Origin of the sequence: Acinetobacter sp. Leaf130, assembly GCF_001423205.1 — a bacterium.
Taxonomy (GTDB): domain Bacteria; phylum Pseudomonadota; class Gammaproteobacteria; order Pseudomonadales; family Moraxellaceae; genus Acinetobacter; species Acinetobacter calcoaceticus.
In genome coordinates, this window is record NZ_LMOE01000001.1 from 84,761 (window position 1) to 98,303 (window position 13,543).

Annotated in this window: 14 protein-coding genes; 8 read left to right on the forward strand and 6 right to left on the reverse strand. The window is 38.6% G+C overall.

What is annotated here, in order from left to right; all coding sequences use genetic code 11:
- The first annotated feature begins 7 nt into the window (after positions 1-7).
- Entirely contained in the window at positions 8-622 is a 615-nt protein-coding gene (locus tag ASF86_RS00370) for a MarC family protein (protein ID WP_003653161.1), read from the forward strand.
- Positions 623-874: 252 nt separating this feature from the next.
- Positions 875-1,390 carry an acyl-CoA thioesterase gene (locus tag ASF86_RS00375; RefSeq protein ID WP_003653152.1) on the forward strand — a complete coding sequence of 172 codons (516 nt, stop codon included), beginning with the start codon at positions 875-877 and terminating at the stop codon, positions 1,388-1,390.
- Between the two features lie 114 nt (positions 1,391-1,504).
- Here the strand turns inward: ASF86_RS00375 and ASF86_RS00380 are convergent, their stop codons facing one another.
- Positions 1,505-1,705 (reverse strand): hypothetical protein, encoded by a 201-nt coding sequence (locus ASF86_RS00380; RefSeq protein ID WP_005042359.1) that lies wholly within the window; start codon positions 1,703-1,705, stop codon positions 1,505-1,507.
- 495 nt (positions 1,706-2,200) lie between these two features.
- On the opposite strand from ASF86_RS00380, the gene ASF86_RS00385 reads away from it, so the two are divergent.
- A complete protein-coding gene (locus ASF86_RS00385) occupies positions 2,201-3,199 on the forward strand; it encodes a CobW family GTP-binding protein (RefSeq protein ID WP_056478430.1) in 999 nt (332 codons plus the stop codon).
- Between the two features lie 43 nt (positions 3,200-3,242).
- Here the strand turns inward: ASF86_RS00385 and dctA are convergent, their stop codons facing one another.
- The gene (dctA, locus tag ASF86_RS00390; RefSeq protein WP_005042354.1) at positions 3,243-4,505 is read right to left on the reverse strand and encodes a C4-dicarboxylate transporter DctA; all 1,263 of its coding nucleotides are present in this window, start codon (positions 4,503-4,505) and stop codon (positions 3,243-3,245) included.
- 187 nt (positions 4,506-4,692) lie between these two features.
- Between dctA and ASF86_RS00395 the strand changes: the two genes are divergently transcribed.
- The 5 genes from ASF86_RS00395 (at position 4,693) to pgaD (ending at position 9,665) form a co-directional block, all read left to right on the forward strand.
- Complete coding sequence (locus ASF86_RS00395; protein ID WP_056478432.1) at positions 4,693-5,223, forward strand: YaeQ family protein; 531 nt, start codon at positions 4,693-4,695, stop codon at positions 5,221-5,223.
- Between the two features lie 86 nt (positions 5,224-5,309).
- Positions 5,310-5,648 carry an FKBP-type peptidyl-prolyl cis-trans isomerase gene (locus ASF86_RS00400; RefSeq protein ID WP_002117532.1) on the forward strand — a complete coding sequence of 113 codons (339 nt, stop codon included), beginning with the start codon at positions 5,310-5,312 and terminating at the stop codon, positions 5,646-5,648.
- 244 nt (positions 5,649-5,892) lie between these two features.
- Positions 5,893-7,887 carry a poly-beta-1,6-N-acetyl-D-glucosamine N-deacetylase PgaB gene (gene pgaB / locus ASF86_RS00405; RefSeq protein WP_056478434.1) on the forward strand — a complete coding sequence of 665 codons (1,995 nt, stop codon included), beginning with the start codon at positions 5,893-5,895 and terminating at the stop codon, positions 7,885-7,887.
- A 13-nt stretch (positions 7,888-7,900) separates the two neighbouring features.
- Positions 7,901-9,157 carry a poly-beta-1,6-N-acetyl-D-glucosamine synthase gene (gene pgaC / locus ASF86_RS00410; protein WP_004641712.1) on the forward strand — a complete coding sequence of 419 codons (1,257 nt, stop codon included), beginning with the start codon at positions 7,901-7,903 and terminating at the stop codon, positions 9,155-9,157.
- 88 nt (positions 9,158-9,245) lie between these two features.
- The gene (pgaD, locus tag ASF86_RS00415) at positions 9,246-9,665 is read left to right on the forward strand and encodes a poly-beta-1,6-N-acetyl-D-glucosamine biosynthesis protein PgaD (RefSeq protein ID WP_056478436.1); all 420 of its coding nucleotides are present in this window, start codon (positions 9,246-9,248) and stop codon (positions 9,663-9,665) included.
- Positions 9,666-9,709: 44 nt separating this feature from the next.
- Here pgaD and ASF86_RS00420 read toward each other — a convergent pair whose 3' ends face one another.
- The 4 genes from ASF86_RS00420 to ASF86_RS00435 all read right to left on the reverse strand — a co-directional run bounded on the left by ASF86_RS00420 (position 9,710) and on the right by ASF86_RS00435 (position 13,141).
- On the reverse strand, positions 9,710-10,270 hold the full coding sequence (locus ASF86_RS00420) for a TetR/AcrR family transcriptional regulator (RefSeq protein ID WP_056478438.1): 561 nt from the start codon (positions 10,268-10,270) through the stop codon (positions 9,710-9,712).
- Between the two features lie 22 nt (positions 10,271-10,292).
- Complete coding sequence (locus ASF86_RS00425) at positions 10,293-11,177, reverse strand: alpha/beta fold hydrolase (protein WP_056478441.1); 885 nt, start codon at positions 11,175-11,177, stop codon at positions 10,293-10,295.
- 35 nt (positions 11,178-11,212) lie between these two features.
- Positions 11,213-12,001 (reverse strand): crotonase/enoyl-CoA hydratase family protein, encoded by a 789-nt coding sequence (locus tag ASF86_RS00430; RefSeq protein ID WP_056478443.1) that lies wholly within the window; start codon positions 11,999-12,001, stop codon positions 11,213-11,215.
- A 195-nt stretch (positions 12,002-12,196) separates the two neighbouring features.
- A complete protein-coding gene (locus ASF86_RS00435) occupies positions 12,197-13,141 on the reverse strand; it encodes a DMT family transporter (RefSeq protein ID WP_056478445.1) in 945 nt (314 codons plus the stop codon).
- Positions 13,142-13,543 lie beyond the last annotated feature (402 nt).

Below are 13,543 nucleotides of genomic sequence, written 5' to 3' on the forward strand. Positions count from 1 at the left end.
ACAATGCATGGCTTCTCCTTATCTACATTCTTTTGCTTTATTTTTCTCTTTGCTCAATCCATTTTTAATGAGCATTTATATGATTGGCCTAATCCGTCATTCAGAAACAAAGGTGTTTAATAAAGCACTGATTCAGGGAAGCTTGATTGCTTTTGTTGTGTTCATGCTATTTGCATGGGGCGGCGAAACAATTTTTAGTAAATATCTGAATGTACGTTTTGAAGCCTTCCAGATTTTTGGAGGCCTTATCTTTTTGGTCATTGGCTATCGCTATGTTTTTCAGGGTGCCGATACGATTGGTGAAATGCGTGGAGCGCCAGAACATCTGGCTGGCACCATTGCAATGCCATTTATGATTGGCCCCGGAACTATTAGTGCCGCTGTGGTTACAGGCATTGAAATGTCAATTGGTGAGGCAGCCCTAGTGATTGCTTTCACCTTGTTTTTAACCTGTAGTATTTTGATTTTGATGAAATTTTCACATGATCATTTACGCTATAAACATGCCAAGCATATCGACCGTTATTTCGACATTGTGGGACGTTTATCTGCTTTATTAATCGGAACGATCGCCATTGATATGATTATTAATGGTGTGACAGGCGTTATTACTAAAGTATAGCGAGTGATCTGTAAGACCCTGCTATGCCATTAAGCGTGGAATAAAATGGCATAGCATGTTCTATAAAACTTTAAAATAAATGATGCAGCTATAAAAAATAACTTTAAAAATAATGCTTTAAAAAATTAGATTTTAAAAAACAATCAGAGATATTAAAAAATACAATGCCATGTTGTGGATTTAATCATGTTTTTTTTGTGAATTATCAACCATAATGTTGACTGAGCTTGTTTTAAGACACAGAGTTGAGCTATGCCTACATTAGATGAAATAACCACAGCAACTGATGACCAGTCTGAATTGACGATGTCAGTTTTGATGACGCCTGATATGGCAAATTTTTCAGGTAATGTTCATGGTGGTACGATTCTAAAACTACTAGACCAAGTCGCTTACGCTTGTGCGAGTCGTTATTCGGGTGGCTACGTGGTGACGTTATCTGTAGATAAGGTGAATTTTAAAGAACCTATTTATGTAGGTGAGCTGGTAACCTTCTTGGCAAGTGTTAACCATGTAGGCCGTACTTCAATGGAAGTGGGAATACGTGTTGAAGCCCAAAATATCCAGAAGCGTACAGTGCGCCATACCAATAGCTGTTATTTCACCATGGTTGCTGTTGATGAACAGAGCAAGCCATGTGAAGTGCCTCAATTAAATCTAAATACTGAGTGGAAACGTTGCCGCTTTGAAGCAGCCGAGCACCGTAAGGTTTTACGTCTACAAGAAAATCACAACCCATCTTGTAGTATGTATAAAAAATCTTCTTAAAAAAAAGGATCGAACCGCAGCATGGTTCGATCCTTTTCTTCTTTACTGAAATTCAGCATCCATTTTTCATTTCAGTAAAATTATCTCTGAGCTTGGAGGAGAGTGCTGAGAGAATTAACGAGCTGCAGGAGCAGCTTCAGAAGCAGAACCTACAGCATCAGATGCAGCATTTGCTGTGTTTGCTTGTTCTTGAGTTGAAACAACAACTTTCTCTTCACCAGCAGTGCTGTGTGCTTGTTCATGTTTAGAAGCAGCGAAAGTTGATACTGCAGTTAAAGCTAAAGTTGTTGCAAGTAGAGTCTTAGCTAATTTCATTTTATGGCATCCTTAAATTCATTAAAAAAGTAAATCAAACCTAATCGTTCATACCTACACGAAACGTATATGGCTGAATGACTAAGCTAGGACACATGCTAAGCCGAGCTTGGGATTACATCAATTAACTTAACAATCTATTACGCCTATCTTAACAATATGAAATATACGGACCGTTTATGTGCGGAATCTGTAAAGTTAACCGGCTTAAATACACCTTAAAATGTGTAAAAATATTTCTTATTGAGTGAAAAAAAACCAATTGTGTTACGTAAACCTAACACTCTGGCATGAATTGTGAATGTGCATAAATAGAATATTCCATTTGAATTGTGATTATCTAAAGTTAATTTAGATTTTAAATGAGATGTAATTCTCATTTTTGGTTTGTTAAGTAAAAATTAAAAAATCATCGGCCAAGTTTAAAAATCATTTACATGACAAAAAAGAGTGATATACCTAAAATGTTTTAGACCGTTCTAATTTGAGTGACTCGTGAAATTTATTGCCCAAAAAACTGTTCCTACCCATATTATTTCCGGTTTTTTAGGGGCGGGAAAAACCACGTTATTACAGCATTTATTAAGTCAGAAGCCTAAAGATGAGGTCTGGGCTGTATTAATGAATGAGTTTGGGCAAATTGGAGTAGACCAACAACTCTTACCTCAAGATGAAGGATATGCAGTCAAAGAATTATTAGGTGGTTGCTTATGTTGTAGCAGTCAATTGCCTATGCATATTGCTTTAGCCCGTCTATTGAGTGAACAAAAGCCAGACCGACTATTTATTGAACCGACTGGTCTTGGGCATCCTTCGCAGTTATTTGATCAACTGACTGAACCGCATTGGCAAAGTAGTTTAGCCATGCGAGCATTAGTCACAGTTGTAGATGGTAGCCGTTTGCATGATACAAACTGGGTAAAGCAAAACCTTTATGAAGATCAGTTAAAAGCTGCTCAGATTGTGGTGGTGTCACATACAGATGTGATGACTTTTGAAGATGATCAGGCACTTGAGTTATTAAAAGAAGAATATCAGCCTTATCAACAAGAGTGGATTAAAACTGAACATGGTCAGTTAGCGTTAAATAAAATTGATGTAGCTGCTCGTTTAACCGAACGCTCTATTCAACCTTTACTTAAACTTCAAAAACAAATGACTGAAACAGAGGTCGTGAAAGAAATTCAGCAGTTACCTTATCATTATATCGAGTCGGCACAAGGTTATATTGTCGCGGGTTGGAAATTGCCTAAACGCTGGAAATTTGAGTTTTATGCTTTGCTCGATGTGCTATGTGCACAAAAAGACTGGTTGCGAATTAAGGGAATTTTTAATACAGATCAGGGTTGGAAAACCTTTAACTTTAATCCGCAGCAATTTAATTATAAGTCTGGCGAAGAGGGCATTGATAACCGGATTGAAATGATTAGCCAACATGAACACGATTGGTTGGCATTTGAAACTGATTTATTGAATTGCCGAATTGAAGATTAGAGAACATTGAGAAAAGATGATTCAATGTTCTCTAGAACGGATTTTAAGGTTTAGTATTTAGCACGGCTTTAGCCTGAGCATGGTCAATATCTTTTTCCCAATGCGCAATGACTACGGCCGCAACACAGTTACCAATCAAGTTGGTGCAGGCACGAATAATGCCAATGAACCAGTCGACTGAAAGTAGAAGTACTAGACCAATCGCAGGGAGGCTTGGAATTACTGAAAGCGTGGCTGCAAGAATAACTAAAGCTGAACCGGGAATACCGTGTGCACCTTTAGAAGTAATGAGCGAAACTAATAAAATAGCCAACAAGTCGTGCGTAGATAAATCAATATTGCAGGCTTGTGCAATAAAAATAACAGCTAAAGTTAAGTAAATTGAAAATCCATCTAGGTTAAAGGAATAACCAGTAGGAATAACCAGTCCTACAGTTGAATCTTTAATTCCCAAATTTTTAAGCTTTTTCATAATTTGAGGAAGAACAGAGTCAGAAGATGCTGTACCTAAAACAATGGCTAATTCATCTTTAAAATAAGCCACAAATTTGAAGATGTTGAGACCGGCAAGTTTTAAAATTGAACCTAAAACAATAACGACAAATAAAATGCAGGTTGCATAAAACAGTAAAACTAAATAACCCAATTGTAGAAGTGAATCTAAACCAAATTTGGCAGTGGTATAGGCCACTGATCCGAACACACCAATAGGCGCTAAACGAATAATCAGTCCCATAATTTTAAAGAAGACTTCAGAAAAAGCTTCCAAAGCCTGACGTACCAGCTCTGCCAAATGTTTAGGAATTAAAAGTAGTGCTACACCAAATAAAATAGCGATTAATAAAACTTGTAAAATATCGCCGTTTGCAAAAGCAGCCGTGAAGGTTTTTGGAATAATATTGAGCAGAAATTCCGAACCTGTGTGCATTTCATGTGCACGTTCGGTATAGGTGCTTAAATCTTTTGCATCTAAATGGCTGATATCGATGTTCATGCCAACACCAGGTTTAAATACATAGGCCACAATAATGCCTAAAACTAAAGCAATACTGGTGACCACTTCAAAATACAGAATGGTTTTTGCACCGACTTTGCCCATTTTTTTGATGTCATTTGCACCATAAATACCGAGTACAACCACACAAAACACAATTGGTGCAATCAGCATCTTAATTAAAGAAATAAAACCATCACCCAATGGCTTTAAAGATAGGGAGAAATCATGAAAACCAGCTCCAACTGCAACACCAAGAAAGAGAGCACAAAGAACCTGTAAAAATAAACTACGCTTGAGCTTTTGCCACATAAGTCATCAATTTTCGGAAGAGGAGAATATCTCTTTTAAGCAAAAAGCCAGCCAACTCTAAAATAAGTGGAGCGTTTTGGAAGAATATGCAAATTTCACCATCGCGATGTTTTACATTACTCAGTTTTTTTATAATTTTTAGCTAAAATCGAGTATCCTTAGCGCCAAATTTTGGAACATATTAATCATGGCGCTTAAAGCAACAATTTATAAGGCAGACTTGAATATTGCGAATATGGATGACCATATTTATGGTGATTACCAACTGACGCTTGCCTTACATCCTTCGGAAACTTTAGAACGTTTAATGGTTCGTTTAATGGCCTTTGCCCGTTTTGCAAGTGATGAGCTTGAGTTTACAAAAGATCTTTTTGAAACTGATGAACCAGCGTTATGGCAGAAGGATTTAACAGGTCAGTTGGAAACATGGATTGAAGTGGGCTTACCTTCGGAAGATAAAGTTAAAAAAGCGAGTGCACGCTGTAAACAAGTTGCGATTGTTGTGTATGGCACACAAGTCGAAGAGTGGTGGAAGAGAAATAGTAAAATTAAAACGTTAAGTAACGTTCAGGTTTGGCAAATCGCACCTGCAAGCACAGCTGAGCTCGAACAACTGTGTGAACGTACCATGCAGCTACAGTTAAATGTGATGGATACAGAGTGGACTCTTTTAGGTGAAAAGGGTCAGGCAAATGTCGTGTGGACACAGTTACAGTAAAATAGAAAAGCGCAACAAATTCTACAGATTCAATTGGTACACTAAGTACCAGTTGCTATTTAAAGATTCTGTTTAAGGGGTAAACCATGTCAAATGAATTAGAAATTATCGATTTAAAAGTAGGTGAAGGTAAAGAAGCGGTTAAAGGCGCTTTGATTACGACTCACTATACAGGTTGGTTAGAAGACGGTACAAAATTTGACTCTTCAATCGACCGCGGTAATTATTTTGAATGCGTGATTGGAACAGGCCGTGTCATTAAAGGCTGGGACCAAGGTATCATGGGAATGAAAGTTGGCGGTAAGCGTAAACTTATTGTACCTGCTCATTTAGCATATGGTGAGCGTAAAATGGGTAAGATTATTCCAGCCAATTCTAATTTAATTTTTGAAATTGAATTGTTTGATGTCAAAACCCGTGACTAGCGAAAAACTTAAAGCCCTTTAGGGGGCTTTCTTGTTTATATGAGCTTTAAATATAAATACATTCATAATTTATATTTTAGCTTTTTGAATATTTAAGCTTATTTTCAGGTTATTTGATTATAAATGCTGACTGAAAAACTGTTCATTTGTGGACAGGATGATATTAAGACCAAATTTCAGAAAATTTGCGTCCTAACATCAAATTTCACATAAATAATCTATATTGTTATTGAGACGCTATTTCATGACTATCCGCTTTGCATCTCCTTTGTTGAATCTTACGCTTGGATTAGCCCTTACTGGCATGTCTGGTATGGCATTGGCTAAACCACAAAAAATTGATGCTTCAACACTTACGGTCATTGGCTATCATGAAATTACTGATACAAAAAATGCAATGATTCCTGAGTATGCGGTTACTACTCAACAATTTACTCAGCATGTTGAATGGTTGCAAAAGAATGGTTTCCATTTTATTACCGTTGATCAATTAATTCGTGCACATCAAGGTAAATATCAACTGCCGACTAAGCCAGTATTATTGACCGTAGATGATGGTTATCAGTCTTTTTATCAAAATGCATATCCTGTTATTAAGGCAAAAAAGATTCCGGTTGTTTTGGCTGTAGTCGGTTCATGGTCAGAACCAAAAGCTGGTCAAAAAGTTGACTTCTCTGGCGAAGAAATCTCTCGCGATAAGATCTTAAGCTGGAATGAGCTTAAAGAGATGCAAGACAGCGGTTTAGTCGAAATCGCGAATCATAGCTATCATTTGCATCGTGGTATTACAGGAAACCCACAAGGCAACTCTGAACCTGCTGCGACCACACGTTTTTATGATGTTAAAACACAAACATATGAGAACGATGCACAATATCAGGCACGTATTTATAACGATCTGAAAAAGAATAATGACTTATTAAAAGCGCATGGCTTACGTTCACCACGTATTATGGTGTGGCCATATGGTCGCTATAATATGCAGACTGTTCAAATTGCAAAAAAATTAGGTATGCCAGTGACCATTACGCTTGATGATGGGGCAGACCATGCAAAACAATCTCTACAAAATATGAGCCGTATTTTGGTAGAAGGCGGAATGACAACTGATGATTTGGCTCAAGAAATTAAAAACCGTGAATTAAATTTAACGGATAATAATCGTCCGCAAAAAATCATGCATATTGATCTGGACTATATTTATGATCCAGACCCGAAACAACAAGAGCGTAATTTAGGACACTTGTTAGATCGAATTAATGGCATGGGTGTAAATACAGTTTATTTACAGGCATTTTCAGATCCAGATGCGAATGGTTCTGCTGATATGGTTTATTTCCCAAACCGTCATATTCCAATGCGTGCAGACTTGTTTAACCGTGTTGCATGGCAAATTCAAACGCGCACATCTGTAAGCCGTATTTATGCATGGATGCCGTTATTGGCGTGGGAACTACCAAAAACTGATCCTGTTTCTAAGGACTTGGTGGTGACTCAGCAGGAAAAAGCAGGTGAACACCTTAATATGGGGTATATCCGTTTAAGTCCATTCTCAGCCGATGCACGTCAAACGATTCGTGAAATTTATCAGGATTTGGCAAAATCAACGCCATTTAATGGCCTCTTGTTCCATGATGACGTGACATTATCTGATTATGAAGATGCAAGCCCTGATGCTTTAAAAGCCTATGCGAAACAAGGCTTACCAACAGATTTAGCAAAAATCCGTGAGAACGACCAAGACTTGCAAAAGTGGACTGCATATAAGACAAAATATCTAGATGATTTTGCGATGCAACTCGTTGATGACGTGCGACAATATGAACCGTTCTTGGTGACTGCACGCAATTTATATGCGCAAGTCGCGTTAAAACCATATGCGGAAAATTGGTACTCTCAATCTCTTGAAGAGTCATTAAAACGTTATGATTTTACAGCTATTATGGCAATGCCTTATATGGAGCAGGTCGATAATTCAGATCAGTTCTATAAAGACATGATTGATCGCGTGAAACAATACCCGAATGGCCTCAAGAAAACCGTTTTTGAATTACAGGCAACCGACTGGCGTAAAAACGAAAAGGTACCTTCAACTGAAATGGCAGCAACAATTCATTCACTGTATCAGCAAGGTGTAATGCATGTGGGATATTACCCTGATGACCCAATTAAAGATCATCCGGATGTTGACGTAATGCATAAAGCATTTGCTGAAAAATCATCTCGTCTTGTGCCATAGTCGGGGCTGAAACATGACAATCTTTGCTGCAATATGGTCGCATGCCTTAAAATTCGTTTTTTATTACCCATTATTCATGTCGTATTTATGGATGATGGGTGCGATCATTTTCTATTGGAGAGAACGTCAGGCTCCGCCTTACGATCAACCAGCGCCATTAGAAAGTTATCCAAAAGTCGCTGTATTAGTTCCTTGTTTTAATGAAGGGGATAATGCAGAAGAAACCATTAGCCATGCTTTAAAACTGGATTATCCTCATTTTGAAGTCATCGCGATTAATGATGGTAGCTCAGACAATACCGGCGAAGTACTCGACCGTTTAGCAGAACAACATGAAAAACTTCGTGTTGTTCATTTGGCTCAAAACCAAGGTAAAGCCATGGGGTTGCAAGCCGGAAGCTTAATGACCGATGCCGAGTTTTTAATTGGTATTGATGGTGATGCGTTACTTGATCCACATGCAGCAAAGTGGATGATTCGTCATTTTCTTGAAAATCCGACTGTTGCTGCGGTTACTGGAAACCCACGTATCCGTACTCGCTCAACTTTATTAGGGCGTATTCAGGTCGGTGAGTTTTCTTCGATTGTAGGCATGATTAAACGTGCACAACGTACCTTTGGTCGCTTGTTTACTGTATCAGGTGTAATTACGGCTTTTCGTAAAAGCGCCGTTCACCAAGTCGACTATTGGTCACCCAATATGTTGACTGAAGATATCGATATTACTTGGAAGTTACAGCGTGCAGGTTGGGATATTGAGTTTGAACCGAATGCTTTGGTTTGGATTTTAATGCCTGAAACCTTAAATGGGTTGTGGAAACAACGTTTACGCTGGGCAATGGGTGGCGCACAAGTATTAATTAAAAATATTGATGTGTTCACCAAGCCAAAATTGAATTTTTTATGGCCTTTAATGTTTGAGCTTTGCTTAACATTAGTCTGGTCATATTTAATGCTAGCGATGGCTGTATTGTGGTTGGCACATTTTATTTTACCACTACCAGCACTAGCCGTTGTGAGCTCTCCATTTTTACCGTATGGTAGCGGTATTTTATTGGGGGCAACTTGTCTAATTCAGTTTGCTTTAAGCAAATGGATGGATAGTCGTTATGAACCAAACCTAGGAAAAAATTATTTCTGGATGATTTGGTACCCGCTAGTCTTTTGGTTAATTACGATTTCGGCAACCATTGTGGCATTTCCAAAAGTCTTACGACGTGGAGATGAGAAACGAGCACGTTGGGTGAGCCCGGATCGGGGCATTCGTTAGATGAAATGCAAGAGTCATGAGATTTTAAAGATCGTGCTGTATTGATGTCTGGGGAAAAAGCACAGCACTTCGTTAGGTAAAGAGAGAAATGAAGACAGATTCGTTGATTATTGATTTACGCCGTCAATTACCATGGCATAAACGCTATGCTTCTACAACAAGCACAGCCATGATGTGGGCGGTTTGGTTGTTGTTGTGGCGTCCGTTCGTGTTTGTATGGTTATTGGTTGAACTACAAAAAACTCATTTGGTACATCGTTTATTTAGTGCCTTTGGTTTAGGAATTGAACATGGCCTTACCGCATTAATTGCTTGTGCAATTTGTTTATTGTTGTGGAGCCATGTGCTACCGGAGCGTCGTGTCGGTGGTAATGCGCTTAAAATGAAACAGACTGATGATTATGCACGCTATTTTGATTTACCTGAACATGAAATTGAGCAGGGTCGTAGCCAAAAAATTACAGTCGTTCACCACGATGAACTAGGTAAAATCGTTAGAGTTGAATAAGCCTTATTAATCAAATAAAGCCCACTTGAAGTGGGCTTTATTTTTTATGAATTGAGAAATCCAAGAATACGTTGTTTGACTTGATTAATATAAAACTCATCATGGGTGACACGGTACATCAAGATCGCACCTTCATAATCAGCAATACTTTGTTTTGCTAAAATCTCTGCTTGATCTTGAGCAAGGCTCTTCGCAAAAATAGATTGGATTGCACGTTGCCAGTCCTCAAAAATGCTGCGTATTTTGGCTAAAATTTTAGGTGAACCATATGCTGCTTCCATAGAAATAATACCTATTAAGCAACCATTCACTCCTTGTGTAAAAAAATGAATAGCACGCTCATGCATTTGCTCAAACCGTTCAATGGCTGAGAGTTCGGACTTTACCGTATTTCCAAATAAAGAATGAATCAAATACTGATGAGTGCTATTGAGCACTTCAAGCAATAGTGCTTCTTTGTTTGGATAATAATAATAAAAAGAAGCTTTGGTTAGGCCGCAAGCCTTTGCCAGCATGTCCATACTGGTGCCTGCATAACCATAGGTTTTAAACTGCAAAGCACAGTGCTTGAGCAATTCTTCTTTCGCAAGTTTTTGCGGTCTCATCTTAAATTATCCAAAACATAAATCAGGCTTGTACCAAATCATCAAAAGTAGTACGGATTTTACTCCAGATCTGTTCAGCACCTTTTTTAAAGTAGCCCATATGCCCAATTGTTTTCATAGAAACATCTTGAGGTTGAAGGCTGATATATGTGACTGGAGCTTGTCGATAATGCTGCATAAATGCGCGACAAGAAGTGGGTAAAGCCCAATCATCATCAAGTGCCGATACTGCATAAATTGGTGTTTTGACCGAAGCATATTGTTCAATTAAATGTTGCTGTTCTGGGTCAGCAAAAAAATACTTAGGATTTTTACACCACTTGCGCCATTGTTTATACACATTTAATGGCAAGTCAGAACCCATATTAAATTTGCTCCAAGGCAAATAACCTGTCACAGCAACGATAGGTGGAAACACAATATTCCAGACCACTTGAACTTTAAAACGTTCTTTGAGTGGCATATAGCCGTGCCAGCCAGCCCCAGTGCCAAACGTGTAGCAGGCCAATAATTTATCATGATTAGGTAATAGCCCTAATGCGTGACCGCCGTAAGAGTGGCCCACCATTAAAAGAGGCAGGGGTTCTTGTGATAAATATTCAATGGCACCTGCTAAGTCATATTGTCCCCAGTCTAAATAAGACATATCGAATCCTTTTAAAGATTTGGGACTCGATTTCCCCACACCTCGATAATCGAAGGTGAATACTTGATAACCATATTGCGTCATATATTCAGCAAAGCGACGGTAAAATTCATGTGGTACGCCAGTAGCTCCAGCAACGACAATATTGGCTTTAGCTGCTGTCGTCGTAAAGTAACGTGTGCCGTAGAGTTGATAGCCATCTAAAGCTGAAAATTGTACATTTTGGCTAAGCTGTTCGTTCGTTTGAGTTGCTAATTGCATTGCTTTTCTCTTTATTTTTCTTGCTTGATGAAGCCTTATTTACCTTTAAAAACAGGAGGTCTTTTTTGCAACATGGCAAAAACTCCTTCTTGCACATCTTCAGTTTTTAATAAGGGATGAAGATGATTTTGTAACTGGCTAAATGCAGCTTGATAACCTTCATTGATGGCTTCATGTGCAGAGGCAAGGGTGGCTTTTACAGCAAGTGGTGCAGCTTGAGCGATATGTTCAGCTAACTCGATGGCACGGTTGAGCTCCGTACCTTCAGGGCAAATTTCTGTAATCAGGTTCATATCCAAGGCAGCCTTTGCATCAAAAGGGTCACCTGTCAGTAAATAGCGCATGGCCTTGGCCCAACCTGCGGCTTGTGTAAAGCGTGCTGTTGCCCCACCAAAAGGTAAGATGCCGCGCTGAACTTCCATTTGCGCAAACTGAGTATTTTCACTTGCTAAAGCAATGTCTGCGTTCAGAAAGAGTTCAATACCAGCGGTATAACAATAGCCTTGTACCGCAACAATTAAAGGTTTACTCAGTTTTCGACCCACAGTGCCCCAAGGGTTTACTTCTTCATCACTAAAATCAAAAACACCTGTGGCAAGCTTAGGTTGTAACTCAACCAGATCTAATCCAGCAGTAAAATGCTCACCATGGGCAAATATTACTGCACAGCGCAGCTCATCATTATTTTCATATTCGGTGAGCGCTAGTGATAAATCTTTAATCAGGTGGCTATCAAAGGCATTACGTTTTGCTGCCCGATCTAGCCCAATTAAAAAAATATGTCCGCGAGTTTCACGGCTAACTTTTCCTTCTTGATTTGACATATCGTGATGTCCTTTATTTGTCTTTAATAAGTTTTTAAACGATCGTTAGAAAACTGTCAAATACAATTTATAGACTACTTCGTAAACAAAAATAGAAGGAAGGATCAAAATAAAACTAAACTTTTATTCTTAAGATTAATATAAATATGAGGGGGGGAATAACCTGATGAGTAGCCTCAATCAGGTTATAAAACATTATGTTGGACGACGTGAATACATCAGTAATCCTAAGCATAACAGCGTTAAACCTAAAATAAGATGTGAGCTGAGCTGTTCATGATTGAACCATGTTCCCCAAAATGTAGCTAAAACTGGGGTAATAATGGTAATGAGCAACACAGTGGTCGGTTGTAGGACTTTGATGAGTTGATAATAGAAAATCATGGCAAGCACAGATGAAAAGACTGCACTGTAGAGCACCGCTATTGAAATTTTAAGGCTCGGAAATTCAGTTGGAAGATGTGACCAAAAGAAAGGTAACAGGCATATATAACCGACCCATGAAACAAGGGTGGCACCTGTCATTTGTGTAATTGGTGGAATATGTGCTCCGACAGATTTTACAGCAAAAGTCGACAATACATAAAACAGCATCGCAATCAGCTCTAACATAATACCGAAGCGATTGAGCTGAAAACCTGATGAAGACAGTCCTAAAGTAAAACTCATCCCGACAAGAGCGATACCGAGCCCAAGCCACTGCCATGCCGAAAAACGTTCACGTCCTAATAAAAAAGAGCTGATTAGTCCAGACACCAACGGAGAAGTACCGTAAATAATTGAAATAATGGCAGAGGGGACTTTATCTGCACCCATATAGCAAAAGGCCATAGAACCAAATAAACCAATGGCTCCAGCACAATAACTTAAAACAGCTTTTTTACTAAAGATGAGTTTTAAACGAAAAAATCGTAGACAGAGTAAGGCGATTGGAATCGCCAAACTGAATCGAATAAATAACCCCCATGCCCAGTGAATTTCTTGTACTGTCCAGACGGCTGCGAGTGGGGTAAGTGACCAAATAATGACGACAGCAATAAATTGGCCGGCTGTAGCAAGGCGAGTCGGAGATGAAGATAATGCTACAACCGGCTGAATCTGCGGGGTGGATATACTCTGTTGTTCAAATAACGGCTTCATATAAAGCTCCAGAAAGTTTGGTTTTTGTCTTTTAAAAGGGCATAAAAAAAGCCGCGTTTTATGGCGGCCTTTTAAGAAAAATCAAAGAATATATTATGTAATTAACTTCTTGATTTTCTCATCCGAAGCGCCAAATTGTCCAAAAGAAGGACGTCGCCAATCGGCCATAGAGACATTGACCTCTAAGGCATAGAATTGATGAACTAGACATAGATGGGCTTTAGATAAAAACATGATAAGTATATTAAAATATAGATGATATTTTTATAACACAGAAATAGAAAAGTACAAATTATATTCAAGCATGAACCACAGATTTTTTGATTTCAAATTAGCAGTTTGCTTAAATTGATATTTTTCTCATAATACCTCGTCGAATTGATCTCTATAAGAAGCTGTTCT

What these genes read in the sequence shown, in the direction of transcription:
- ASF86_RS00370 (WP_003653161.1), top strand. Translation starts at nt 8, where the DNA reads ATGGCTTCTCCTTATCTACATTCTTTTGCTTTATTTTTCTCTTTGCTC.
- ASF86_RS00375 (WP_003653152.1), top strand. Translation starts at nt 875, where the DNA reads ATGCCTACATTAGATGAAATAACCACAGCAACTGATGACCAGTCTGAA.
- ASF86_RS00380 (WP_005042359.1), bottom strand. Translation starts at nt 1,705, where the DNA reads ATGAAATTAGCTAAGACTCTACTTGCAACAACTTTAGCTTTAACTGCA.
- dctA (WP_005042354.1), bottom strand. Translation starts at nt 4,505, where the DNA reads ATGTGGCAAAAGCTCAAGCGTAGTTTATTTTTACAGGTTCTTTGTGCT.
- ASF86_RS00395 (WP_056478432.1), top strand. Translation starts at nt 4,693, where the DNA reads ATGGCGCTTAAAGCAACAATTTATAAGGCAGACTTGAATATTGCGAAT.
- ASF86_RS00400 (WP_002117532.1), top strand. Translation starts at nt 5,310, where the DNA reads ATGTCAAATGAATTAGAAATTATCGATTTAAAAGTAGGTGAAGGTAAA.
- pgaB (WP_056478434.1), top strand. Translation starts at nt 5,893, where the DNA reads ATGACTATCCGCTTTGCATCTCCTTTGTTGAATCTTACGCTTGGATTA.
- pgaC (WP_004641712.1), top strand. Translation starts at nt 7,901, where the DNA reads ATGACAATCTTTGCTGCAATATGGTCGCATGCCTTAAAATTCGTTTTT.
- pgaD (WP_056478436.1), top strand. Translation starts at nt 9,246, where the DNA reads ATGAAGACAGATTCGTTGATTATTGATTTACGCCGTCAATTACCATGG.
- ASF86_RS00420 (WP_056478438.1), bottom strand. Translation starts at nt 10,270, where the DNA reads ATGAGACCGCAAAAACTTGCGAAAGAAGAATTGCTCAAGCACTGTGCT.
- ASF86_RS00425 (WP_056478441.1), bottom strand. Translation starts at nt 11,177, where the DNA reads ATGCAATTAGCAACTCAAACGAACGAACAGCTTAGCCAAAATGTACAA.
- ASF86_RS00430 (WP_056478443.1), bottom strand. Translation starts at nt 12,001, where the DNA reads ATGTCAAATCAAGAAGGAAAAGTTAGCCGTGAAACTCGCGGACATATT.
- ASF86_RS00435 (WP_056478445.1), bottom strand. Translation starts at nt 13,141, where the DNA reads ATGAAGCCGTTATTTGAACAACAGAGTATATCCACCCCGCAGATTCAG.